The sequence below is a fragment of the Actinoallomurus sp. CA-142502 genome (genome assembly GCF_050936355.1).
GTDB lineage: Bacteria > Actinomycetota > Actinomycetes > Streptosporangiales > Streptosporangiaceae > Actinoallomurus > Actinoallomurus iriomotensis.
The window spans coordinates 2846081-2868797 of sequence record NZ_JBNJMY010000001.1 but is presented as its reverse complement, the minus strand read 5'-3'; the positions used below and the strand labels follow the sequence as shown (position 1 = coordinate 2868797).

The window sequence follows — 22717 nt, the reverse complement described above, 5'->3', positions numbered from 1 at the left end:
AGTCAGCGCTCTCGTATCGCCATGACGGACGACGAGGTCACGGCGTTCATCGAGGAGAACCCCAAGTTCCAGCTCGCCACGATCAACCGTGACGGCACTCCGCACCTGGTGACGATGTTCTCCGGGCTGGTGGAGGGCAAGATCGCGTTCTGGACGTACCGCAAGTCGCGCAAGGCGCACAACCTCGCGCGGGATCCCCGCGTCACGTGCCTGATCGAGGCGGGCACGGACTACTTCGAGCTGCGCGGGCTGATGCTGTCCGGCACCGTGCGGACCCTGACAGAGCCGAACGACGTTCGGTATGTTGGCTCCCAAGTGGTTCGCAGAATGATGGGCCTCACGGACGACGACGCGATCGCCTCGGTCGTGGATCAGACCGCGGCCAAACGCCACGCCTACATCGTCGAGCCGACCGGTGCCGCCTCCTGGGACCATCGCAAGCTCACATGAAGGGGGAACAGCTTCATGCAAGTACGGGTGGACCCGCTGGTCTGCGAGGCCAACGGCGTGTGCGTCGGGCTCGTCCCCGAGGTCTTCGACCTCGATGACGACGACGAGCTGCACATCGCGCAGCCGTCGCCCCCGGCCGAGCTCGCCGACCGTGTCCGGCACGCCGTACGCTCCTGCCCCAAGGCCGCGCTGACCCTCGACGAGGACTGACGGACATTCCCCAACCCCCATATCCGGCCGGCCTCCGGGGCCGGCCCCCGTCCTGGAGGTGTGTCAGGTGCGAGCCGCGGTGATCCAAGGCCCCGGTGTCAAAGAGGTCGAGCTTCGCGACGACGCGACGACGGTCGGCCCGGACCCCGCCGAGGTGAAGGTCAGGATCAGGGCGACCGGGGTCTGCCACTCCGACCTGTCGATCCTGAGCGGCACCCTGCCGAACAACTATCCGGCGGTGGTCGGCCACGAGGCGGCCGGCGAGGTCGTCGAGGTCGGCGAGCACGTCACGAACGTCGCGCCCGGCGACCACGTCGTCATCAGCTGGACCCCGGCCTGCGGCCTGTGCCCCGACTGCGTCGCCGGGCGGCCCTTCCTGTGCGTGAAGTACATCATCGAGGGCTACACCAAGCCGCGGTTCCGCCTGGGCGACGACACACCGGCGTACGGCATGGCCGGCTGCGGCACCTGGGCCGAGGAGATGGTGGTGCCGTGGGAGGCCTGCATCAAGGTCGCCGACGACGTGCCGTACGAGTACGCCGCGCTGCTCGGCTGCGGCATCTCCACCGGGGTGGGCGCGGTGATCAACACCGCCCGGGTACGGCCCGGCACGGCGGTCGCGGTCGTCGGCTGCGGCGGCGTCGGCCTCTCGGTCATCCAGGGCGCCAGAGCGGCGGGTGCGGCGTCCATCCTCGCGATCGACCCGCTGGAGTCCAAACACGAGATCGCCAAGAGGTTCGGCGCGACGCACACCGCCACGCCGGACGGGGCGGACGAAGTGCGGAACCTCCTCACCGGCGGGCAGGGCTTCGACTACGCCTTCGAGGTGGTGGGCCGGAGCACCACGATCCGCGCCGCCTGGCAGCTGGCCCGGCGCGGCGGCGACGTCATCGTGGTCGGCGCCGGCGCGGCCGACGACAACGTGCGGTTCAACGCGTTCGAGCTGCTCTTCGACGGCAAGAACCTCCGGTCGTCGCTGTACGGCGGCTCCGACCTGCGCCGCGACGTGCCGCGGTTCGTGGACCTGTGGCGGGCGGGGCGGCTCGACCTGGAGAGCCTCATCACGCGGCGGATCCGTTTCGAGGACCTCAACGACGCGATCGCGACGCTCGAACGCGGCGACGCGATCCGCCAGGTCGTGCTGTTCGACTGACGACCGAGCGGGGGCGGCCGGCGACGGACACGAGAAGGGCGGCCGGCGTGCGCTGCCGAGCCGTCGGCCGCCCTCTCGCGACACCCGGTCCGCCCGCGAACACGCGACCGGGTGTCTCGTCCTGACGGGCGCTCCGCACCGGGAACGCCCGGCCATCCGCATGCGATGACCTGCCTGTTACATCGTTCCGAACGGGACCGGCGCTACAAAGAGCCGGCCGTGGGCCGCGGTCAGGCATTCAGGAACTGGTGGAACTGCTTGTCGAACTCCCGCGGGTCTTTGCTCAGCGACGCCTTGACCATTTCGGTGAACTCGTCGACGACCACCTCGAACGCGTCGGCCTCGACACCGTCGAGGGTGATACGGGCGACATCGGCCGGGTCCATCTTGGGCACGTCGTAGCCCTTCATCATGTCGGTGTCGGCCGCCCCGAGATGCACCGAGGTGACGAGCGTCCCCTGACCGGCCAGTTCCTGGCGCAGCGCTTTACTCATGCTCCAGACGGCCGCCTTCGAGACCGCGTAGGCGCTGCTGCCGGGGAAGACGAACCAGGACGCCGAAGAGGCGATGTTCACGATCGCGCCCCCGCCATTCGCCGCGAGAACCGGCGCGAAGGCACGGGCCATCGACAGCGTGCCCCAGAAGTTCACGTCCAGCGCGGCGCGGACCGCCTGCAGGTCGCCGAGCAGGGCGCCGCCTCCGATACCGGCATTGTTGACCAGCAGGTTCACGTCGCCTGCCAGGCGAGCCGCGGCCGCGACGGAGTCCGGGTCGGAGATGTCCAGGCCGAGGACCTCGACGCCGTCGAGATCGATGGACTCGGGACGACGGGCGGTCGCGTAGACCTTCGCGCCTCGCTCGACGAGCTGGGCGGCGAGGTGGCGGCCGATGCCGCGGTTGGCTCCGGTGACGAGCGCAGTCGCTCCGTGAATGTTCATGAGGCGTACGCTAGAACCTCACGTCAACGTGAGGTTCAAGTCCGGACTGCGCGAGGAGTGCCATGCGTATCGGAAAGGTGGCCGAACGCGCTGGAGTCAGCGTCCGCGCGCTGAGGTACTACGAAGAGCAGGGGCTCGTCCTCGCCGACCGCAGCCCCAGCGGCCACCGGCAGTACCCCGAGTCCGTCGTTGAGCGGGTGAAGTTCATCCAGCTCCTCTACGCGGCCGGTCTGACCAGTAAGGCGATCCTGCAGATCCTGCCGTTCCTGGACACCCTCGTCGCGACCCCGCAGATGACACGCCGGCTCACGGACGAGCGTGCCCGTATCCGGGTCCGGATCGACGCCCTGACCAAGGCGCACGACCGACTCGAAGAGCTGATCCGTCTCGCCGCCGAGTACGAGAACTCTCCGGCGACGTGCTCGGCGAGCGCGGACATCGCCGCCTCGCACACGTCACCTCCGCGGCGCTGACCGCAGCGGTCTTATCGGGCAAAAGTTTTGAATGCCACTCATCGGGAATCTGGCGAGCGTTCCAGCCAAGCCAAGGAGGTCCCGATGCGGATACGGGGCGGAATCAGCTTTGTCGGCCTGATCTATATATTGATTGGCATCTTCGTGGCCTGGGACCACGACTACATCACGCTCGGCCTGCTGAAGCGGGTGTTCAGCGCGCTGCTCGCGGTTTTCCTGTGGTTCCTCGTCCTTCTCGGGGTGAATCTCCACGTCCACTGATCCGATGTCCCCCTGCTTCGCGGTCGCTCCGATACGGAATGCGACCGCGAAGCCATTTCCCGGGGCGATTTCAGGGCATCGGGGTTCGCCAGAGGGTGGGCCCGTCGGTGCGGTGGTCACCGGTGAAGCCGACCGCCAGGAGGTTCGTCCCGACGACCGTCAGGCCGTCGAGCTCCTGGACACCCGGTCCGTCCAGACCCAGGCCGTGCGGCCGCGTCGCGCGCCAGGTCCGGCCGTCCGCCGAGGACCACGTCGCGACGTCCGAACCGGCCGTGCCGGCGAGCACGAAACCGCGCGAGGTGGCGGTGGCGGCGGTGATGCGGGTGCCCGGCGCGGCGCCGGGCAGCGCCGACGGCTGCCAGGTGCGCCCGCCGTCGGCGGAGACCGACGCGAAGGCGTACGCCCCGGCCACGCCGGTGGCCACGAGCACTCCGCCCCGCGCCACCACCTTCGTCAGCGAGCCCTGCGTGGTGCCGGTGGGCAGCGCGGGCGCCGCCGAGGACAGGGTCCACCGCCGGCCGTCCGGTGAGGTCCACAGCGCGGGCTGCGACACCTTGTTCTTCGTCTGGCCGCCGACCGCCACGAAGCCGTTCGGCCCGGCGGCCACGTCGCTCATCCACTTCGGCGCGTCCCGGCCGCCGGTCAGGTCCGCCTTGCCCGCGCCCGCGGCGTGGGTCCAGCTCTTCAGGTCCGACGAGGTCCACACGGCGGCGCTCGTGCCGCCCTGGGTGCCGACGACCACGTACGCCGAACCGCTCGCCGCCGCCGCGGACGGCACCAGGTCGCCGCCGAACCGCTCGCCCGCCACCGGCTGCCAGGTGACGGTGTCGCCCGACGTCAGCACCAGCGAATGGGAGCCGGTGCCGCCGACGGCGAGCCAGCCCGGCCCGCCGTGCACCGCGTCGACGAGCCGCTGCTGACCGGTGTCCTTGGACGCCGGGAGCTTGGCGCGCGTCCACGTGGCGGCGTCGGAAGAGGTCCACAGCGCGGCGCGGCCGTTCGTGCTGCCGACCGCGACGACCCGGCCCGCGTCGGCCACGACACCGTCGACCGTGCGCTCCGGGTGCACCGCGTCGGGGATCGCGGGGAGGTTGACGTCGCCCGCGCCCGCCATCGTCAGGTACGCGCTGCCGTCGTCGCTCCGCCCGGACACGACCGGCCCCTGGGGGGTGAGCGCGGCGCCGGTGAGCGTACGGCCGCCCGCCAGGTCGCCCACGTGCCGCCACGTCTTGGCGTCGCCGCTGGTCATGACGGCGGTCTTCCCGCCCTTGAGCGGCGTGAGGACGGTCAGGCCGTTGTCGGTGCCGCGCACCAGGCCGATCCGGGAGTACCCGGTGAACGCGAGAGTGCCGGCCGCCGCCCAGTTGGTGCCGTCCGCGGAGCTGAAGAAGGCGCCGTACGCGGTGGTCTTCCTCTTCCCTCTGCGGCCGGTCTTGCGCGAGGCCTCACGCACGGCGAAGAAACCGGTCTGGGTGGCCACGACGCCCACCGCGTCACCGGAGGAGCCCTGCCCCCGCGGGACGGCGAACCGCGCCCAGGTGCGCCCGCCGTCGGGCGACCGCCAGAACGCCTCGCTCTGCGCGGTGCTGTGGACCTTGCGCCGCTTGCCCCTGACCCGGCGGGTGACGGTCTTGGTGGTGCGCGCCCGGCCGCGCGCCACGACGACGTCGCCGTGCGCCGCGACGTCCGACAGGCTCACGACGGTGCCGCCGGACGGCGGCTGGAACCGGTCGCCGCCGAGCCGCGTCCACGTGACGCCGTCGGCGGAGGTCCAGATGACGCCCTGCGTCCCGTCCTTGACCGTGGCGGTGCCCACGGCGACGAACCCCGACGTCGTACGGGCCAGCCGCCTGACCTGGTCGCCGGGGCCGAAGGCGCCGGACGGCGGCCGGCGGGTCCAGGTGCCCGCGTCGGCGCTCGTCCACTCGACGACGCCATCATGGGTGGCGCCCAGCGCCGCCCACTTGCCGTTGCCGCCGGCGAGCAGCCCGGGGTACTCCCCCTGGGGCGGGTCGCCGCCGTCCGCCGCGCGCACCTTCGCCAGCTTCCACGTGCGTCCGGCGTCGCCCGAGGTCAGGAACTGCGCCCGCGAGTAGACACCGCCCTGCTCGGAGCCGAACGCGACGGTCGTGGTGCCGCCGGACGCCACGCCGTCGAGCGTGTGCACCCGGCCGCCCGTGGCCGCCGCGGGGTCGAGCGCGAACAGCCGGTCGGCCGCGACCGCGGGAGTGCCGGCGTCCTTCTTCTTCGCGTCGCCGCCCCGGCCGAACAGCAGGTACGCCCCGCCGCCGACGACCAGAACGGCCACGACGCCGACGGCGATCGCCCGCAGCGGAAGGCCCTCGACGGACGGAAGGCGCCGGGGCCGCTTGGAGGACGCCCACGGCTCCGCGTCGGCGGACGCGGCGTCGCCCGCACCCGGAGCGGCCGGCTCGGCCGGCGGGCGCGGCTGCGGTTGCGCCTGGGGTTGGGGCTGCGGCTGGGGCTGCGGCACCGGCGCCGGGTAGCGCGGCGGCGCGGGAGGCGCGGGAGGCGCGGCGGCGCTCGCCGCCGGGCGGGACGGCCGCGGCTTGGCCTCGACGCGGCTCCAGTCGATGCCCGCGCGGTGCCACACGGCGTTCGACCGCTGCCAGGGCGAGGTGTTCGGCATGCCGCGGAGGCGGGAGGTCTCAAGGGCGTCGGCGGCCTCGGCCAGCCGTTCGGTGAGCCGGCGGCGCTCGCTCCGGGCGCTCGGCGGCGGTCCCGCGGCCGGCCCGGATCGCTCCGAGGCGGCACCGCCGCCGAAGAAGTCCCCAGGGGAGGAAGCGCCGTTGCCGGTCGTGCTCACGCTGACCCTCTCGTTGAAACGTCTCATGCAGAGGACCATCAAACCCTGCTTCGGCACGCGATGCGGCCGGTAAGGGATCATGTCCGGCGCCCATTTCCGGCCGGTCCGTTCGGATGCGCGATCACCCGCGGAGCCGGGGCAGCACCTCCGCGCCCAGACGGCGAATGTTCTCCCTGGTCAAGGCCGGATCACCGGTGCCGTCGACCATGAGGACGAAGTGGTCGACGCCCGTACGCTCCGCGGTCGCCGTCAGCGTCGCGACACAGTCGTCGGCGGTGCCGACCGGATGGATCCGGCACAGCAGCGCGGCGTACTCCTCCGGATCGCGGGGCCGGCGCGGCCGGTCGTCGACCGGGACGTATCCGGCCAGGCCCGGCCCGAGCCAGCGCGGCATCGCCGTCCGCAGCACCCGCTGCGCCTCGGCCCGCGTGTCCGCGACATGGGCGACGCCGGCCGCCACGTGACCGGGGTTCGGCGGGCCGTACCGGGCGTAGTGCTCCACCATGGCGCGCTTGTCCTCGTCGCCGGCGTGCATGCCGAGCAGCATCGGCAACCCGCGCCGCGCGGCCACCTCCGCCGTCGCGGCGGAGGTGCAGGCCACGACGACGGGCGGCCCGGTGAGCGGGCGCGGCACGACGGGCACCTCACGGAACGGGAAGGTCGCGGTGCCCGTGACCCGCTCCTCGGTCAGCGCGGCGAGCAGCAGATCCAGGCTTTCCGCGAAGCCGGACTCGTACCGTGCCAGCCCTGTGCCGAACACCTCCAGGTCCACCCACGGACCGCCGCGCCCGACCCCGAGCCGGAACCGTCCCCGGCCCACCTGGTCGAGCAGCGCGGCCTGCTCGGCGAGCGCGACCGGGTGCTGGTTGGACAGCACGCTGACCGCGGTGCCGACCGCGATCCGGCTCGTACGGCCCAGGACGTACGCGGCGAGTGTCACCGCCGAAGGGCAGACGCCGTAGGACATGAAGTGGTGCTCGGCGAACCAGACGCCGTCGAACCCGGCCCGCTCGGCCTCGACGGCCGCCTCGACCGTACGGGCGAGCACCTCGGCGTGTGACTGGCCGGGGAACTGCGCGGCCGCCAGGAAGAGCCCGATCCGCATCGGCGGGTCAGCCGCGGACGTAGACGCGCGTGCCGATCGGCAGCAGCTTCGCCACGATCGTCGACGTGCTCATCGGCACCCGTACGCAGCCGTGGGACGCCGGCCGCAGCGGCACCGACGGCTCACCGTGGATGGCGTACCCGCCGTCGAAGTAGTCGGCCTTGTAGAGCGTGCCCAGCGGCGAGGTCTCCCAGCCGGAGGCCTTGCGGTACACCCGGAAGTTCCCGCGCGGCGTGTGCGCGTACCCGGTGTGCCCCTGCGAGGAGTAGTACTGCTCCGACCCGGACGAGATGTGGCTCGTCAGGACGAGACGGCCGTCCTTGTAGACGTAGAGGAGCTGGTGCTTGACGTCGACCTCGGCGCGGTCGGCGGCGCCGCGCGGCACGAGCGGCTTGGGCGTCCGCGGCGCCGCGAGCGCGCTCCAGAACCTCCTGCTCGTCCGCGACGTGGGCTTGATGTGGTTGACCTTCTGGAACGCCCAGACGGCGTAACTCGTCGCCGACCCCCACTCACCGTCGGCGGCGCCGGGGTCGTACCCGAGCTCCTCGAGACGCTGCTGGAGCGCCTTCACCTCGGCGCCGTGGGCGCCCGTGCGGAGCCTGGGGGCGGCTGGGGCGCTCCGCGCGGGCGTGTTCTGTACGGACGTGTTCTGCGCGGGGACGGCGGCCTTCGGGGCTGTCTCGGGGGCGGTCGAGCCGGGGGCGGCCTGACCGGTGAGCGCCGGGGCCAGCAGGAACGCCGAGCCGGCCCCGGTGAGGACGACCGCGCTCAAGCGGATGCGCATCGGCTTTCACTCCCAGGAGTCGAGAGGAATCGTCCTTTCCGGGGGTCCCCGCTCATGCGCGCTTTACTCATGCCCGCCCGTCCCTTGACGCGTGGGCGGTGTCAGCGGCGGGGCATCGTGCGGGTCTCGACGAGCCCCTTGTAGGCGACCGCGCGCACGTGCACGATCGGCGCGTCGGCGGGCAGGTCACCGGTCCAGTCCTCGTCGCGGGTGACGCCGAAGCCGTTCACCTCGACGCGGATGCCCGGCGGCACGACGATCTCGATGTCGGACTTGTAGGCGATCGCGTGAATCACCGTGACCGGCTCGGTGAGCTCGGCGGCCCGCAGGTCGATCACCCCGCTGCCCTTGTAGATGAGCGCCCGGAAGGTGCCCGGCACCCGCCACCGGCCGGCGTACCGCACGCTGTTCTTGTACGCGACCGCATGGCGGCCCGGCTTGGGCATCCGGCCGGGCACCGTCGCGGCCGGAGACGACACGGCCGGCACGGACGGCGCGGTGGCGGCCGGCAGGTCGGTGAGCAGCACGTCGAGGTCGCCGTGGGTGCGCGCGGCCAGCGCGGCACGCATGCGCTCGTCGAACTCCACGTCGGCCAGCCGGCCCTCGGCGAACGCGACCTGCAGCCGCTGCACGGTCGCGTCCCGCTCCTGGTCGGAGGCGCGCATGTTCGGCGAGCTGGCCTCGCGGTACGGCTCCATCGATGAATCCCCCTTCAGGCCGCAAAACGAGATGTATCTTAAACCACGTTTCTCTCTAAAGGCGAGACCTCGCCGGGGCGGGTGACTCTCTTGAACGGGCGACTCGCCGGGCGCGCGCGCCCGGCGAGGACCACGCGGGCGGTTAGGTTTGGCCGTGTGCTACTGCTACTCACGACGCTCGACGCCTGGCGCGCCGACCCGGATCAACCGTTCCGCGACGAGTCCGCCGCCTACTCCCCCGAGGAGGACGCGGTCGCCCTGGCCAACGACGCCTTCCCCGACGGCCAGGTGATCGCGCTGGCCGTCCCCTTCTCTCGCGTGCCGCTGCCCGGCGCGGTCAACCGGGCCACGGTCGAGGAGGTACGGTACGCCCGGCGCGACCCGAGCGGCCGGGTGACCGGCTTCCACGCCCGCCCCCCGGTGGCCGACGCGCTGGACCTGCTGCCACATCCGGAGGGCGGCTGGTTCCGTGAGACGTGGCGCACCTCGACCCGCCTCCAGGCGCACGGCGGTGAACGCAACACCGCGACCGGCATCTACTTCCTGCTCGGCGCCGGCGACGAGTCGATGTGGCACGTCGTACGCTCCGACGAGCTGTGGCTGTGGCACCGCGGCGGCCCACTGGAACTGACGACACGCGGCGACGCGCCGACCGAGGAGAACACCGTCCTGCTGGGCCCGGACCTGGAGAACGGCCAGGTACCACAGGCCCTGGTCCCGGCCGGCGTGTGGCAGTCCGCCCGCCCGGCGGCCGGCCAGGAGGTACTGGTGAGCTGCGTCGTCTCCCCCGGCTTCGACCCGGCCGACTTCAGCGTCTGAAAACCACCGTCGGAGCCGCCGACACCGCCTCGTTGAGACCTCCGTACCGCCGAGAACTTCGGGTCGTTCAGGCTGGGGCGGGTGGTTCAGCGGTTGCGGAAACGGGGTTCGCGTTTCTCCATCGTGGCGGCGAGTCCCTCGGCGAGGTCCTCGGTGAGGAAGGCCATGGTCTGGGTACGGTTCTCCACCGCGAGATGGCCGCGTAGGCCCGAGGCGTCGAGGGACAGGTTGAGCAGCTCCTTGGTGTGACGGAGCCCGAACGGCGAGCGTTTCAGCAGGTCAGTGGCGAGTTCCAGGGCGGCGTCGAGGTCCGCGCCCTCATCCGCCAGCGTGGCCAGCAGGCCGAGGTCGTGAGCCTCCGTGGCGGTGACCGCGCGGGCCCGGTAGAAGATCTCCGCGGCCCGTGAGGCCCCGATCAGCCGGGGCAGCAGCCAGGTGAGCCCGAGGTCGCCCGCGGAGAAGCCGAGTTTGAGGAACGGCGCGATGAACGTCGCCGTCGGGTCGGCGACCCGCAGGTCGCAGGCCAGGGCAACGGACATGCCCATGCCGGCGACCGGGCCGTGCAGCGCGGCGATCACCGGCTGCGGGATGTCGCGCAGCCGGAGGATGAGCTCGCCGCTGCGCGCCATGCCCCGGTAGACCCGCGCGACCCGGCCCTCCCCGCCGTCCTCGGCGGAGCCGAGACCGTCGCCCCGGACGTCCATGCCGGCGGTGAAGGCCCGTCCGGCGCCGGTGAGCACCACCACGCGCGTCTCGGCGTCGGTGGCCAGCCGGTCGAGGATCGCGAGGAGCTCCTCGACCATCGCCGGCGTGACGGCGTTGAGCCGCTCGGGGCGGGACAGGGTGATCAGCGCCAGCCCGTCCCGCCGCTCGAACGTGATCGGGCTCATTTGATCGCGTTGAAGACGGCCATGGTCTGCTCGCCGATGTCCTTGGCGAGCAGGTACGGCTCCACCTCGTTGATCTGCTGCCAGTTGTCGCGCACGTCCTCGACGCTGAGCCCGCCCTGCTTGGTGAAGCCCGGCCCCTCGGCCACGAAGACGCGGGCCACCCGGCCGCCGCCCACGCTGTACGTCTCGCCGGTCGCCTCGTTGGTCTCGTGCGCGAGCCAGGCCACGACCGGGGTGACGAGCTCGACGCTCAGCTTCTCCTTGTAGTCCGGCGGGACCAGCTCCTCGGTCATGCGGGTCCAGGCGATCGGGGCGATCGCGTTGACCTTGATGTTGTACTTGGCGCCCTCGGCCGCCAGCGTCTTGGTCAGCCCGACGAGGCCCATCTTGGCCGAGGAGTAGTTGGCCTGCCCGAAGTTGCCGAACAGCCCGGCGGGCGAGGTGGTCATGACCACGCGGCCGTACGCCTGCTCGCGCAGGTGCGGCCACGCGGCGTGCGTGACGAGGAACGACCCGCGCAGGTGCACGGCGATGACCTGGTCGAACTCCTCCGGCGCCATGTTCTTGAAGGACTTGTCCCGCAGGATGCCGGCGTTGTTGACGACGATGTCGATCTTGCCGAACGCGTCGAGCGCGGTCCGTACGATCGCCTCCGCGCCCTCGGGGGTGGCGACGTTGTCGGTGTTCGCGACCGCCTCGCCGCCGTTCTTCTTGATCTCCTCGACCACGGCGGCCGCCGGGCCGGCGGAGGAGCCGCTGCCGTGGAGCGAGCCGCCGAGGTCGTTGACGACGACCTTCGCGCCCCGCGCGGCCAGCTCGAGCGCGTGCTGCCGGCCGAGCCCCTGCCCGGCTCCGGTGACGATCGCCACCCGTCCGTCGAACCGCAGTTCCGCCATGTCCACATCCTCCTCGCGACGCGTTACCACTCCGTGTGTATCAAACCGAATCCCACTCGGGTGGTCCAGGCGGCAACCGCGCGGGTTCGCCGGTCGCGCTCGCCTCCTCACTCACTCCACGGACGGCTCGTCCCTCACCGGCCGCTCCGCTCGCTCGTCGGCTCGCCGCTCCGGGTCAGTCGTCGTGGTGGTGTTCGCGGAGGTCCTCGCGCAGGTCGGGGACGGACACCGGCTCCGGGGTGGTCTCCGTCTCCTCCGCCTCCTTCTTGTGGCGGCGGTACAGCCAGACGCCGACCGCGATCACGACGATCACCGCGACCACGACCGCGAGGACCCGGCCGGCCCACTGGGCGACCTGCTCGAACGCCGTTCCGGCCAGGTAGCCGCCGATCGTGAAGCCGATGCCCCAGGTGATGCCCCCCAGGGCGTTGAAGACCAGGAACCGGCCGTACGGCATCCGCGCGCTCCCCGCGAGCGCGGGCATGATCGCGCGCAGGAGGGCGGTGAAGCGGCCGATGAAGACGGCGAAGGCGCCGCGCCGGCGCAGGAGGTCCTGTGCGGTGCCGAGCCGGTCGCGGTGTTTTCGCAACGGGCGCGTGTCGAGCAGCCGGTCGCCGAACTTGCGCCCGATCTCGTACCCCACCGAGTCGCCCACGACGGCGGCGAGCACGATCACGACGAGCAGTATGGGCAGCGATACCCGGTGCTGGCTGGCGAGCACCCCGGCGATGACGATCGCGGTCTCCCCCGGGAAGACGAACCCGAAGAACAGGGCGGCCTCGGCGAACACGAGCGCGGCGACCACCCCGTAGATGACCGGGCCGTGCAGGTGCAGCAGAGCGTCAGTGATATGACCCACGGGCGATCAGTGTCCCGTTTCCGGCGTCTCCATGAGGATTATCGTATGAGCAGGTCGGCACCGGCGGATCGCTCTAAGGTCGCAGATCCCCGTCAACCGGAGGGATTACATGGCGAACATCATGAGCCCTGAGCTGAAGAACGGCCGGTTCGTGCGGCAGTCCAACCGGTTCACCGACCGCATCGGCAGCGATGAGTTTCCCGCCGAGACCGGCCGCTACCAACTCTACGCCTCGCTGGCCTGCCCCTGGGCGCACCGCGCCCTCATCGTCCGCAGGCTGCTCGGGCTGGAGGACGTGATCGGAGTCACCATCGTCGACCCGATCCGCGACGAACGCGGCTGGCGTTTCACGCTGTCGCCGGACGGCCGCGACCCCGTGACCGGCGCGCGGTTCCTGGCCGAGCTCTACACCGCCACCGACCCGTCGTACGACGGGCGGCACACCGTGCCGTGCGTCTGGGACACCGTGAGCGGGCGGCTCGTCACCAACGACTATCCCCAGATCACGCTGACGCTCGAGTCGGCGTTCGCGCCGTTCCACCGGCCCGGCGCGCCCGAGCTGTACCCGGAGGAGCTGCGCGCCGAGATCGACGAGGTGAACGACGACGTCTTCCACAACGTCAACAACGGCGTCTACAAGGCCGGCATGGCGCAGACCCAGGAGGCGTACGAAGAGGCGTTCGACGCGCTGTTCGCCGCTCTCGACCGCCTGGAGGCCCGCCTCGACGGCCACGACCACCTGGTCGGCGACCGGCTGACCGAGGCCGACGTGCGCCTGTACCCGACGCTGGCCCGCTTCGACGCGGTCTACCACACGCACTTCAAGTGCAACCTGCGGCGGATCGTCGACTATCCGCGCCTGTGGGCGTACGCCCGCCGGCTCCACGCCATTCCCGCGTTCGGAGAGACCACCGACTTCGACCACATCAAGCGGCACTACTACGAGACCCACCGGCACCTGAACCCGTACGGCATCGTGCCCAAGGGCCCGGCGATCTCATGGACCTGATCGTTGGACCTCGCCGGAGTACGGTCGAGGAATGGACGAGTTCGCACTCCGCCTGAACCGGCGGCTCGACTCCGCGGGCGGCCTGGTCTGGTCCCCCTACTCCGTCGCGTCGGCGCTGGCGCTCGCCGCCACCGGCGCGCACGGCCGGACCTACGACGAGCTGGCCGGCGCCCTGGGCGGGCCCCCGGACGGCCTGGGCCTCGCGGAGGCCGCGGCGCTCGGCGACGACGCCGAGATCGCGGTGGCCGACACGCTGTGGCTGCGCGAGGGCCTGCCCGTCGAGGAGGAGTACGAGCGCGCGACCGGCGCGGCACTGCACAGCGCCGACTTCGCCGGCGACCCCGAGGCCGCCCGCCGGGCCATCAACGCGGAGGTCGCCAAGACGACACGCGAGCTCATCCAGGACCTGCTGCCGGCCGGTGCCGTCGACCCCGGCACGAGCGCGGTGATCGTCAACGCGCTGTACCTCAAGGCCGTCTGGCGGATCCCGTTCTCACGCAGGGACACGGTCCCGGCGCCCTTCCACGGTCCCGGCGGACGGCGGCGGGTGCCGACGATGCGCCGCACCGGCCGCATGCCGTACGCCGAGGCCGGCGGCTGGCGGATGGTCACGCTCGCGGCCGGGGGCGGCGTGGTCGCGGACGTGCTGCTCGGGCCCGAGGACGGCCCGCCGGCGCCGGAGTCGCTCCGCTCGCTGTACGACGCGGCGCGGTCGGTCAAGGTCGAGCTGGCCCTGCCGAGGTTCCGGGTCGAGAGCCGGGCGAGCCTGAGCGAGCCGCTCGGCGCCCTGGGCGTACGGACCGCCTTCACCGACGACGCCGACTTCTCCGGCATGACACCCGCACCCGTACGGATCGACAGGATCGAGCACAAGGCCGTGCTGGAGGTGGACGAGCAGGGGCTGGAGGGCGCGGCGGCCACCGCGGCCGTGATGGTGCCGGCGGGCATGGACATCAGCCGTCCCGTGGAGTTCCGCGTCGACCGGCCGTTCCTCGTGGTCGTACGCCATCCGGCCACCGGAGCCGTCTACTTCCTCGCCCGCGTCACCGAACCCTGACCGGCCTCACCGGAACGCCCGGCGGTAGGCGTTCGGGCTGAGCCCCGCCACCCGCTTGAACCGGTCGCGGAAGGCGGTCGGCGAGCCGAACCCGACCTGCGCGGCGATGCGGTCCACCGGGTGCGTCGTGGTCTCCAGGAGGTGCTGCGCCCGCCGGATCCGGGCCCGGTGCAGCCACTGCAGCGGCGTCGTGCCGGTCTGCTCGCGGAAGCGCCGGTTGAGCGTACGGGTGCTCATCCCGGCGTGGGCGGCGATCTCGTCGAGGGTCAGGTCGCGGGCGGAGTTGTCCTCCATCCAGCGCAGCACCGGCTCCATCAGCGAGCCACGCGGCGTGGGCGGCTGCTCGTGCACGATGAACTGCGCCTGCCCGCCCTCCCGCTCCAGCGCCATCACCGACAGCCGCGCCGCGTCGGCCGCGACGGCCGAGCCGTGGTCACACCGGATCATGTACAGGCACAGGTCGAGACCTGCCGCGGCGCCCGCGGAGGTCAGGATCTGCCCGTCGTGCACGTACAGCACGTCCGGATCGACCTCCACGGCCGGGTACCGCGCGGCGAGGAACTCGGCGGCGACCCAGTGCGTGGTGGCGCGCCGCCCGTCCAGCAGCCCGGCCGCGGCGAGAACGAAGGCACCGGCACAGATCGACGCGATCCGCGTACCCGCCTCGGCCGCGCGGCGAAGCCCGGCGATCACCTCGGGAGGCGGCGGCGTACCCGGCGCGGCGACCCCCGGCACGATGATCGTGTCCGCCTCGTCCAGCGCCTCCAGACCGTACGGCGCGCGGATCGTGAACGCCCCGGCGTCGACCTCCTCGGAGAGCGCGCACACCCGCAGACGGTAGGGCGACCGCCCATCGGGCAACCGCGTACGCCCGAAGGCCTCCAGCGGCGTGGTGAGATCGAACCCGATCACCCCGTCGAGCGCGAGCACCGCGATCGTGTGCATGGCGACAACGTACGCCACCACCGGTTTCCCGCCAACCACGAGTCACCGGCGGGTATCGGCACCGTATCCACGGGCCGTGCGTTACCCGCGCCTGGTCACGAGGGGGCTCGCGCCGCACGGCGGCCGCGCCCACATGGCACCGTGGCGATACCCACACCCTCCCGCTCGGGGTCATGCCGCGGCGGCCCCGCCTGACAGCGCCCACGCCGACCAGGCGTGGCGCCCGCACCACCGCGCATCGGCGTCCGTGTGGCGAGAATCTGGTGGAGGCTGGCAATTACGCCACTGTCGATATCCGAGGCCGGTCCGTAGCGTCGTCCCCGCGCCGCCGTACGCCGGGGGCGATCGTCACCGTTTCCCCACGTGAGGGCACCTGATCCGTGAGCAAGATCCTTCTCATCGTCCATGTCCTGGCCGCCGTTCTCGCGGTCGGCCCGGTGGCCGTGGCCGCCAGCATGTTCCCCGCCGCGATCCGCCGCGCGGCCGCCGGCTCCTCTCTTGAGGCCGCCACCCAACCCGCCCTCCGGTCCGCCGCCGTCCCGGGCACCCGTGCCGAGTCCGCCCAAGGGGACGCGCGGTCCGCCGGCTACGACGGGTCGGCGATGGCCGGCGCGCGGCTCCTGCACCGGATCTGCCGCGTGTACGCGGTCGCGGGGGTGGCCGTGCCGGTGTTCGGGTTCGCCACCGCCAGCGCCATGCACGTCACGGGCGACGCCTGGGTGATCGTCTCCATCGTCCTCACGGCGCTCGCCGCCGCCGTGCTCGCGCTGCTCGTCCTGCCCCGCCAGCGGGCACTCCTCGGCGGCACGATCACCGGGAACGGCCCGGCGCGGCTCGCCATGTACACCGGGATGTTCAATCTCCTGTGGGCGGCGGTCACCATCCTGATGATCGTCAGGCCCGGGTCCAGCACCGGCACGTGATCTGCGTCACCACCGTACGGCCACGCGGGCGCCCTCCGGCGGAGGGCCCGCGGAGCCGCGGGCGGACGATCCGGGCCGCTGAACGGCGTTCGCCCAAAAGAACAGGGCCATCGAGCCCCTCAGCGAACACCTTTATCGCCGCCCGAATTAGCGCGGAATATCCCTATCCGCGGGAGCGCTGTGCATGGACGTGGCCTGTCCACATCGTGAGAACCTCGAGCCTTGCATCGCGGACGGTCACGGACGAGTAGCCTTGTCTCGATTACAGAACCACCTGCGAGCGCGGAAGAGGGCGATCTCCGCCGTGTCGACTCAGTCGTCGCGATCCTCCGCCGACCAGACCACTCCAGACTTCGGTCCCAACGAGTGGCTGGTCGACGAGCTTTATCAGAAGTACCTCGAAGACCCCAACTCGGTTGACCGAGCCTGGTGGAACTTCTTCGCCGACTACCAGCCGGACCGGCCGGCCAAGGCCACCGACGGCGCGGCCGCCTCCCCTCCGACACCCGCTCCCGCGACGCCCTCCGCCGCGACGCCCGTACCCAAGCAGAAGCCCGCCGCCGCTCCCGCCGCCAAGGCCGAGCCGAAGCCGGCCGCGAAGGCGCCTGAGAAGCCGGCCAAGAAGGCCGCCCCCGCTCCCCAGATCCCCGGTGGAGCCGAGGAGGTGCGGCTGCGCGGCGTCGCCGCCCGCACGGTCGCCAACATGGAGGCCAGCCTGGCCGTGCCGACCGCGACGAGCGTGCGCGCGGTCCCCGCCAAGCTGCTGATCGACAACCGCATCGTCATCAACAACCACCTCAAGCGCGGGCGGGGCGGCAAGGTCTCCTTCACGCACCTGATCGGGTACGCCCTGGTCAAGGCGTTGCAGACCATGCCGGCGATGAACGCCTCGTACGCCGAGGTGGACGGCAAGCCGACGCTGATCCAGCCCGAGCACGTCAACTTCGGCCTGGCGATCGACCTGAAGAAGGACGACGGCCAGCGGCAGCTCGTCGTGCCCAACATCAAGAACGCCGAGACCCTCGACTTCCGCCAGTTCTGGGCGGCGTACGAAGAGGTCGTGCGCAAGGCGCGCAACAACAAGCTGACGATCGACGACTACGCCGGCACCACGATCAGCCTCACCAACCCGGGCACGATCGGCACGGTGCACTCGGTGCCCCGCCTGATGCCCGGCCAGGGCACGATCATCGGCGTGGGCGCGATGGAGTACCCCGCCGAGTACGCCGGCACGTCCGAGGAGTCGCTGGCCCGCCTCGGCATCAGCAAGGTCATGACGCTGACCTCGACGTACGACCACCGCATCATCCAGGGCGCCCAGTCGGGCGACTTCCTGCGCGTCGTCCACCAGCTCCTGCTCGGCGAGGGCGAGTTCTACGACGAGATCTTCGAGGCCCTGCGCATCCCGTACGAGCCGGTCCGCTGGGTCCAGGACATCAGCGCCACCCACGAGGACGACGTCGCCAAGGTCGCCCGGGTGCACGAGCTGATCCACGCCTACCGCGTGCGCGGCCACCTCATGGCCGACACCGACCCGCTGGAGTACACCCAGCGCCGCCACCCCGACCTCGACGTCCTCAAGCACGGCCTCACCCTGTGGGACCTGGAGCGCGAGTTCGCCACCGGCGGGTTCGGCGGCAAGCCGACGATGAAGCTGCGCGACATCCTCGGCGTGCTGCGCAACTCCTACTGCCGTACGGTCGGCATCGAGTACATGCACATCCAGGAGCCCGACGAGCGGGCCTGGATCCAGGCGCGCGTCGAGGTCCCGCCGGAGAAGCCCGACCGCGAGGAGCAGAAGCACATCCTCGGCCGGCTCAACACCGCCGAGGCGTTCGAGACGTTCCTGCAGACCAAGTTCGTCGGCCAGAAGCGCTTCTCCCTCGAGGGCGGCGAGTCGCTCATCCCGCTGCTCGACTCGGTGATCACCGCGGCCGCGCAGGAGCACCTCGACGAGGTCGTCATCGGCATGGCCCACCGCGGCCGGCTCAACGTCCTGGCCAACATCGTGGGCAAGTCCTACGGCCAGATCTTCGGTGAGTTCGAGGGCAACCTCGACCCGCGCAGCGCGCAGGGCTCCGGCGACGTGAAGTACCACCTCGGCGCCGACGGCGACTTCGTGGCCCACGACGGCTCGAAGATCCGCACCTCGCTCGTGGCCAACCCGAGCCACCTGGAGACCGTCGACCCGGTCGCCGAGGGCGTCGTCCGCGCCAAGCAGGACGTCCTCGACCTCGGCGAGGGCAAGTTCACGGTGATGCCGATCCTCATCCACGGCGACGCGGCCTTCGCCGGCCAGGGCGTCGTGGCCGAGACGCTGAACCTCTCCCAGCTCCGCGGCTACCGCACCGGCGGCACCGTGCACATCGTCGTGAACAACCAGGTCGGCTTCACCACCGCCCCGGAGTACTCCCGGTCCAGCGTGTACGCCACGGACGTGGCGCGCATGATCCAGGCGCCGATCTTCCACGTGAACGGCGACGACCCCGAGCAGTGCGCGCGGGTCGCCCGGCTGGCGTTCGAATACCGCCAGGCGTTCAACAAGGACGTCGTGATCGACCTGATCTGCTACCGGCGGCGCGGCCACAACGAGTCCGACAACCCGTCGTTCACGCAGCCGCTCATGTACGACCTCATCGACGCCAAGCGTTCGGTGCGCAAGCTCTACACCGAGGCGCTGATCGGCCGCGGCGACATCACCGTCGAAGAGGCCGAGCAGGCGCTCCGCGACTACCAGGAGCAGCTGGAGCGGGCCTTCGCCGAGACGCGCGAGGCCATCAACCAGCCGCCGCAGGACAGCTTCACCAAGCCCGACACCGAGCGCATTCCGGTCGACCACAAGGGCGTGCCCACGGCCATCTCGGACGAGACGGTCAAGCGGATCGTCGACACGCAGCTCAACCTGCCGGAGGGCTTCACGCCGCACCCGCGGGTGCAGCCGCTGGTGCAAAAGCGCGCGCAGATGATCGAGGACAACGCGATCGACTGGGCGACCGGTGAGATGTTCGCGTTCGGCTCGCTGCTGATCGACGGCCGCCCGGTGCGCGTCGTCGGCCAGGACACCCGCCGCGGCACCTTCGGCCAGCGTCACGCGGTGCTGTTCGACCGCAAGACCGGCGAGGAGTACACCCCGCTGAAGCAGTTCGGTCAGGGCACCTCGAAGTTCTACGTGCACGACTCGCTGCTCAGCGAGTACGCCGCGATGGGTTTCGAGTACGGCTACTCGATGACCCGCCCCGACGCTCTGGTCTGCTGGGAGGCCCAGTTCGGCGACTTCGCCAACGGCGCCCAGTCGATCTTGGACGAGTACATCTCCTCCGGCGAGCAGAAGTGGGGCCAGCACTCCTCGGTCGTGCTGCTGCTGCCGCACGGCTACGAGGGCCAGGGCCCGGACCACTCCTCGGCCCGCATCGAGCGCTACCTCCAGCTGTGCGCGCAGGACAACATGACGGTGGCGCAGCCGAGCACGCCCGCCAACTACTTCCACCTGCTGCGCTGGCAGGCGCTGTCGCCGCGGGAGAAGCCGCTGATCGTGTTCACGCCGAAGCAGCTGCTGCGGCTCAAGGCGGCGACGTCGGCGACGTCGGAGTTCACCTCCGGGTCGTTCCGGCCGGTGATCGGCGAGACCGCGGAGCTCGGCCAGGTACGCCGCGTCGTGCTCACCACCGGACGTCTCTACTACGACCTGGTCGGCGCGCGGGACAAGGCCGGCGACACCTCGACCGCGATCGTCCGGGTCGAGCGGCTCTACCCGCTGCCGGTCGACGAGATCAAGGCGGAGCTGGCGAAGTACCCGGCTGACGCGGAGCTGATCTGGGTCCAGGACGAGCCCGCCAACATGGGCGCCTGGCCGTTCATGTCGCTGAAGCTGCCCGCGCACCTGGAGGGCCGCGAGCTCAAGCGGGTGTCCCGCCGGGCCAGCTCGTCGCCCGCCGTCGGATCGGCCAAGATGCACGCGGCCGAGCAGCAGGGCCTGCTCGCCGCCCTGTTCGGCGAACGCTGAGAGCACCCCTGGCCCGCCGCTCGCGGCGGGCCAGGATCGCACGCGAGCCGGCAGAGCACGGGGTACGGGCGGTCTCCAGGAGACCACCCGGCCCGCCGCGGCCGACAGGTCAGAGATGCTTCGCCGTCGGCCGCGCCGATGACCGTCCTGGTTCCGGGCCGCGACCGATGCCACCGCCGCGACGCGTTCCCTGCTCTCCGGCTTCTGTCCGAGGCGTTCACTCACCCCGTGCAGTGGGGCATCGGTCTCCCGGACCCTTGCGAGGGTGCCGTACGGTCTCGCCGCGGTACCGCGCCCGGCCGCGGCGCGTACCGGCTGCTACCTTGGGCGCCGTCCGGACCACCCACCTGACTGACGATTGCGAACTTGGACGCATGTACTTCACCGACCGAGGGATCGAGGAACTCGCCGAACGCCGCGGCGAGGAAGAGGTCTCGCTCGCGTGGATGGCCGACCGTCTCCGGGAGTTCGTCGACCTGAACCCCGAGTTCGAGACACCGGTCGAGCGCCTCGCGACCTGGCTGGCGAGACTCTCCGACGAAGACGACGACTGACCGGCGTCCGGCGGCGACATGCCTCGCCCGACGCGGGCCGGGCCGCCGCCTGAGAGTCCACCGCTTCACCTCCCCAGACGCGATACATCTTGAACTTTCCAGAAACGCGACATATCTTGTTGACGAAGCGTTCCGACGGAAGGGAAGTCGCATCATGGCGCGCTGGACGGTCGACGAGCCGACGAAGATCGACTTCGACGGAGTGGTCGCTCTCAAGGCGAACATCGTGGCGGGCACCGTCTCCGTGCTGCCGACCAGCGATCGCCCCGCCCTGCACGTGAGCGAGGTCTCCGGCCACCCGCTCGAGGTCGTGCACGAGGCGGGCATGCTGACCATCACCCACAAGCAGAGCGGCATCGAGGGCGTCTTCCGCTGGCTGCAGAACACCCGTGGGCGTGCCGCGATCACCATCACGGTGCCCGCGGACTGCCCGGTCACCCTCAACCTGGTCACCGCGAACGCCGTCGTCAACGGCATGTCGGGCCGCGTGTCGGTCAAGACCGCCTCGGGCGACGTGACCCTCGACGGTGTGACCGGCTCCATCGACGCCAACACCGCGACCGGCGCGGTGGAGGCGCACGGTGTCGGCGGCTCGCTGATGTTCAACTCCGTGGCCGGCGACCTGGCCCTCGCCCGCGGCGCGCTCGACCGGCTGAGCGCCCACTCCGTGAGCGGGCGGATCACCACCGACGTCGACCTTCGCGACGGCGCCGCCGCGCAGATCAGGACCGTCTCCGGCGAGGTGACCATGCGGCTGCCGACGTCGTCCTCGGCCAAGGTCTCGCTGCTGTCCATGAGCGGCCGGATCGACGCGGCGTTCGACGGCCTCGCCCGGCAGGATCCCCCTGTCGGCAAGAGCATCACCGGTACGCTCGGCGGCGGAGCGGCCTCCCTCAACGTCAACTCGGTCTCCGGTGCGATCACGCTGTTGAGCCGCCCCGAGCCCGACGCACTGAAGCGAGAAGGAGCGTACGACCGATGAGTCCCGTGTTCGGTCACGGCCGGCTGAGGCTGTACCTGCTGAAGCTGCTCGAAGAGAGCCCACGGCACGGCTATGAGGTCATCCGGCTGCTCCAGGATCGTTTCCTCGGTGTGTACTCCCCCTCGCCCGGCACCATCTACCCGCGGCTCGCCCGGCTGGAGGAGGAAGGGCTCGTCACCCACGAGGTCGTCAAGGGCAAGAAGGTCTACCGGCTGACCGACGCGGGCCGCGCCGAACTCGAGCGGCGCATGGATGAGCTCGCGGAGCTGGAGGAGGAGCTGACCGAGTCGGTCCGCGACATCGCCCGCGAGGTGCAGGAGGACGTCCGCGACACCGTACGCTCGCTGCGCGAGGAGCTGACGCAGGCCGCACGCGAGATGCGCAAGCAGGGCCCGGTGGGCACGACGCAGAACATCAAGGCCACCACGCAGCGCCAGAAGGACGAGTGGAAGCGCCAGAAGGAGCAGTGGAAGGACCACAAGCGCGCCCTGAAGGAGGAGTGGCGGCACACCTGGGAGGACGCCTGGACCACCGCCACCGGCACCCCGGACGACGCGGCCCGCGTGAAACTGGACCGCACGCTTCGCCGGTTCGTCGAGGACGTCCGCGCCGCCGCACGCGAGGGCGTGAGCGATGACCAGCTCGCCCGTGCCCGCGAGCTGCTCACCGAGACCTCCGAGCGCCTCCGCACCGAGATCTTCCCTCCGCAGCAGTAAGGCCCTGGTACGGCGGGCGGGGTGAGCGCACCGCACTGGGCGTAGGACGGCGTGTCATCGCGCCGGAACCGCCCGGCGGGTTTCGGACGTCGGAGTCAGCGTTGCCGCCCCGGACGGAGAGGCCGAATTGCACAATCGGCCACAAATCGTAATGTCACGTACGCG

General features: G+C 71.4%; 22 protein-coding genes. 13 read left to right on the top strand and 9 right to left on the bottom strand.

What is annotated here, in order from left to right:
- Positions 1-21: 21 nt before the first annotated feature.
- The 3 genes from ACQEV1_RS13985 to ACQEV1_RS13975 all read left to right on the top strand — a co-directional run bounded on the left by ACQEV1_RS13985 (position 22) and on the right by ACQEV1_RS13975 (position 1813).
- Positions 22-450 (top strand): pyridoxamine 5'-phosphate oxidase family protein, encoded by a 429-nt coding sequence (locus ACQEV1_RS13985; RefSeq protein ID WP_285618276.1) that lies wholly within the window; start codon positions 22-24, stop codon positions 448-450.
- A gap of 15 nt (positions 451-465) precedes the next feature.
- A complete protein-coding gene (locus tag ACQEV1_RS13980; protein WP_285618277.1) occupies positions 466-660 on the top strand; it encodes a ferredoxin in 195 nt (64 codons plus the stop codon).
- Positions 661-727: 67 nt separating this feature from the next.
- Positions 728-1813, top strand: coding sequence for a Zn-dependent alcohol dehydrogenase (locus ACQEV1_RS13975; RefSeq protein ID WP_285618278.1), 1086 nt, complete (start codon positions 728-730; stop codon positions 1811-1813).
- Positions 1814-2043: 230 nt separating this feature from the next.
- Here the strand turns inward: ACQEV1_RS13975 and ACQEV1_RS13970 are convergent, their stop codons facing one another.
- Positions 2044-2751, bottom strand: coding sequence for an SDR family oxidoreductase (locus ACQEV1_RS13970; protein ID WP_285618279.1), 708 nt, complete (start codon positions 2749-2751; stop codon positions 2044-2046).
- Between the two features lie 62 nt (positions 2752-2813).
- On the opposite strand from ACQEV1_RS13970, the gene ACQEV1_RS13965 reads away from it, so the two are divergent.
- Both ACQEV1_RS13965 and ACQEV1_RS13960 read left to right on the top strand, forming a co-directional pair.
- Positions 2814-3224 (top strand): MerR family transcriptional regulator, encoded by a 411-nt coding sequence (locus tag ACQEV1_RS13965; RefSeq protein ID WP_433394169.1) that lies wholly within the window; start codon positions 2814-2816, stop codon positions 3222-3224.
- A gap of 84 nt (positions 3225-3308) precedes the next feature.
- Positions 3309-3485, top strand: a complete 177-nt coding sequence (locus tag ACQEV1_RS13960) for a hypothetical protein (RefSeq protein WP_285570203.1) — start codon at positions 3309-3311, stop codon at positions 3483-3485.
- A 70-nt stretch (positions 3486-3555) separates the two neighbouring features.
- On the opposite strand, the gene ACQEV1_RS13955 is transcribed toward ACQEV1_RS13960, so the two are convergent.
- The 4 genes from ACQEV1_RS13955 to ACQEV1_RS13940 all read right to left on the bottom strand — a co-directional run bounded on the left by ACQEV1_RS13955 (position 3556) and on the right by ACQEV1_RS13940 (position 8899).
- Positions 3556-6339 (bottom strand): hypothetical protein, encoded by a 2784-nt coding sequence (locus tag ACQEV1_RS13955; protein ID WP_433394166.1) that lies wholly within the window; start codon positions 6337-6339, stop codon positions 3556-3558.
- A 94-nt stretch (positions 6340-6433) separates the two neighbouring features.
- Positions 6434-7417 (bottom strand): LLM class flavin-dependent oxidoreductase, encoded by a 984-nt coding sequence (locus ACQEV1_RS13950; RefSeq protein WP_285618283.1) that lies wholly within the window; start codon positions 7415-7417, stop codon positions 6434-6436.
- A 7-nt stretch (positions 7418-7424) separates the two neighbouring features.
- Positions 7425-8201: a L,D-transpeptidase family protein gene (locus ACQEV1_RS13945; protein ID WP_433394164.1), complete on the bottom strand. Its 777-nt coding sequence runs from the start codon at positions 8199-8201 to the stop codon at positions 7425-7427.
- A gap of 101 nt (positions 8202-8302) precedes the next feature.
- Entirely contained in the window at positions 8303-8899 is a 597-nt protein-coding gene (locus tag ACQEV1_RS13940) for a DUF1707 SHOCT-like domain-containing protein (protein ID WP_433394162.1), read from the bottom strand.
- A 156-nt stretch (positions 8900-9055) separates the two neighbouring features.
- Here ACQEV1_RS13940 and ACQEV1_RS13935 point away from each other — a divergent pair, with 156 nt between their 5' ends.
- Positions 9056-9718 (top strand): cupin domain-containing protein, encoded by a 663-nt coding sequence (locus ACQEV1_RS13935; RefSeq protein WP_285618286.1) that lies wholly within the window; start codon positions 9056-9058, stop codon positions 9716-9718.
- Between the two features lie 86 nt (positions 9719-9804).
- Here the strand turns inward: ACQEV1_RS13935 and ACQEV1_RS13930 are convergent, their stop codons facing one another.
- From ACQEV1_RS13930 to ACQEV1_RS13920, 3 genes are all read right to left on the bottom strand, one after another.
- The gene (locus ACQEV1_RS13930) at positions 9805-10608 is read right to left on the bottom strand and encodes an enoyl-CoA hydratase/isomerase family protein (protein WP_433394160.1); all 804 of its coding nucleotides are present in this window, start codon (positions 10606-10608) and stop codon (positions 9805-9807) included.
- Positions 10605-11504, bottom strand: a complete 900-nt coding sequence (locus ACQEV1_RS13925) for an SDR family oxidoreductase (protein ID WP_433394158.1) — start codon at positions 11502-11504, stop codon at positions 10605-10607. Before ACQEV1_RS13925 ends, ACQEV1_RS13930 begins: the two co-directional genes overlap by 4 nt.
- Positions 11505-11679: 175 nt before the next feature.
- Complete coding sequence (locus ACQEV1_RS13920; protein WP_285618291.1) at positions 11680-12363, bottom strand: DedA family protein; 684 nt, start codon at positions 12361-12363, stop codon at positions 11680-11682.
- Positions 12364-12484: 121 nt separating this feature from the next.
- Here ACQEV1_RS13920 and ACQEV1_RS13915 point away from each other — a divergent pair, with 121 nt between their 5' ends.
- Together ACQEV1_RS13915 and ACQEV1_RS13910 are read left to right on the top strand one after the other, a co-directional pair.
- Positions 12485-13372, top strand: coding sequence for a glutathione S-transferase family protein (locus ACQEV1_RS13915; protein ID WP_433394155.1), 888 nt, complete (start codon positions 12485-12487; stop codon positions 13370-13372).
- 31 nt (positions 13373-13403) lie between these two features.
- Positions 13404-14429: a serpin family protein gene (locus ACQEV1_RS13910; RefSeq protein WP_433394153.1), complete on the top strand. Its 1026-nt coding sequence runs from the start codon at positions 13404-13406 to the stop codon at positions 14427-14429.
- Between the two features lie 6 nt (positions 14430-14435).
- Here the strand turns inward: ACQEV1_RS13910 and ACQEV1_RS13905 are convergent, their stop codons facing one another.
- A complete protein-coding gene (locus ACQEV1_RS13905) occupies positions 14436-15374 on the bottom strand; it encodes a GlxA family transcriptional regulator (protein ID WP_433394151.1) in 939 nt (312 codons plus the stop codon).
- A gap of 380 nt (positions 15375-15754) precedes the next feature.
- Between ACQEV1_RS13905 and ACQEV1_RS13900 the strand changes: the two genes are divergently transcribed.
- The 5 genes from ACQEV1_RS13900 (at position 15755) to ACQEV1_RS13880 (ending at position 22552) form a co-directional block, all read left to right on the top strand.
- Positions 15755-16297 (top strand): hypothetical protein, encoded by a 543-nt coding sequence (locus ACQEV1_RS13900; RefSeq protein ID WP_433394149.1) that lies wholly within the window; start codon positions 15755-15757, stop codon positions 16295-16297.
- Positions 16298-16601: 304 nt separating this feature from the next.
- A complete protein-coding gene (locus tag ACQEV1_RS13895) occupies positions 16602-20300 on the top strand; it encodes a multifunctional oxoglutarate decarboxylase/oxoglutarate dehydrogenase thiamine pyrophosphate-binding subunit/dihydrolipoyllysine-residue succinyltransferase subunit (RefSeq protein ID WP_433394147.1) in 3699 nt (1232 codons plus the stop codon).
- A 374-nt stretch (positions 20301-20674) separates the two neighbouring features.
- Positions 20675-20854 carry a DUF6104 family protein gene (locus ACQEV1_RS13890; protein ID WP_285570241.1) on the top strand — a complete coding sequence of 60 codons (180 nt, stop codon included), beginning with the start codon at positions 20675-20677 and terminating at the stop codon, positions 20852-20854.
- A gap of 154 nt (positions 20855-21008) precedes the next feature.
- Entirely contained in the window at positions 21009-21836 is an 828-nt protein-coding gene (locus ACQEV1_RS13885) for a DUF4097 family beta strand repeat-containing protein (RefSeq protein WP_285618299.1), read from the top strand.
- Complete coding sequence (locus ACQEV1_RS13880; protein ID WP_433394145.1) at positions 21833-22552, top strand: helix-turn-helix transcriptional regulator; 720 nt, start codon at positions 21833-21835, stop codon at positions 22550-22552. Before ACQEV1_RS13885 ends, ACQEV1_RS13880 begins: the two co-directional genes overlap by 4 nt.
- The last annotated feature ends 165 nt before the right edge of the window (positions 22553-22717 follow it).

Excerpts from the sequence above, each read along its gene's own strand:
- ACQEV1_RS13940 (WP_433394162.1), bottom strand. The coding sequence starts at position 8,899 with ATGGAGCCGTACCGCGAGGCCAGCTCGCCGAACATGCGCGCCTCCGAC.
- ACQEV1_RS13960 (WP_285570203.1), top strand. The coding sequence starts at position 3,309 with ATGCGGATACGGGGCGGAATCAGCTTTGTCGGCCTGATCTATATATTG.
- ACQEV1_RS13905 (WP_433394151.1), bottom strand. The coding sequence starts at position 15,374 with ATGCACACGATCGCGGTGCTCGCGCTCGACGGGGTGATCGGGTTCGAT.
- ACQEV1_RS13910 (WP_433394153.1), top strand. The coding sequence starts at position 13,404 with ATGGACGAGTTCGCACTCCGCCTGAACCGGCGGCTCGACTCCGCGGGC.
- ACQEV1_RS13955 (WP_433394166.1), bottom strand. The coding sequence starts at position 6,339 with ATGAGACGTTTCAACGAGAGGGTCAGCGTGAGCACGACCGGCAACGGC.
- ACQEV1_RS13970 (WP_285618279.1), bottom strand. The coding sequence starts at position 2,751 with ATGAACATTCACGGAGCGACTGCGCTCGTCACCGGAGCCAACCGCGGC.
- ACQEV1_RS13885 (WP_285618299.1), top strand. The coding sequence starts at position 21,009 with ATGGCGCGCTGGACGGTCGACGAGCCGACGAAGATCGACTTCGACGGA.
- ACQEV1_RS13985 (WP_285618276.1), top strand. The coding sequence starts at position 22 with ATGACGGACGACGAGGTCACGGCGTTCATCGAGGAGAACCCCAAGTTC.
- ACQEV1_RS13950 (WP_285618283.1), bottom strand. The coding sequence starts at position 7,417 with ATGCGGATCGGGCTCTTCCTGGCGGCCGCGCAGTTCCCCGGCCAGTCA.
- ACQEV1_RS13890 (WP_285570241.1), top strand. The coding sequence starts at position 20,675 with ATGTACTTCACCGACCGAGGGATCGAGGAACTCGCCGAACGCCGCGGC.
- ACQEV1_RS13945 (WP_433394164.1), bottom strand. The coding sequence starts at position 8,201 with ATGCGCATCCGCTTGAGCGCGGTCGTCCTCACCGGGGCCGGCTCGGCG.
- ACQEV1_RS13925 (WP_433394158.1), bottom strand. The coding sequence starts at position 11,504 with ATGGCGGAACTGCGGTTCGACGGACGGGTGGCGATCGTCACCGGAGCC.
- ACQEV1_RS13980 (WP_285618277.1), top strand. The coding sequence starts at position 466 with ATGCAAGTACGGGTGGACCCGCTGGTCTGCGAGGCCAACGGCGTGTGC.
- ACQEV1_RS13930 (WP_433394160.1), bottom strand. The coding sequence starts at position 10,608 with ATGAGCCCGATCACGTTCGAGCGGCGGGACGGGCTGGCGCTGATCACC.
- ACQEV1_RS13880 (WP_433394145.1), top strand. The coding sequence starts at position 21,833 with ATGAGTCCCGTGTTCGGTCACGGCCGGCTGAGGCTGTACCTGCTGAAG.
- ACQEV1_RS13965 (WP_433394169.1), top strand. The coding sequence starts at position 2,814 with ATGCGTATCGGAAAGGTGGCCGAACGCGCTGGAGTCAGCGTCCGCGCG.
- ACQEV1_RS13915 (WP_433394155.1), top strand. The coding sequence starts at position 12,485 with ATGAGCCCTGAGCTGAAGAACGGCCGGTTCGTGCGGCAGTCCAACCGG.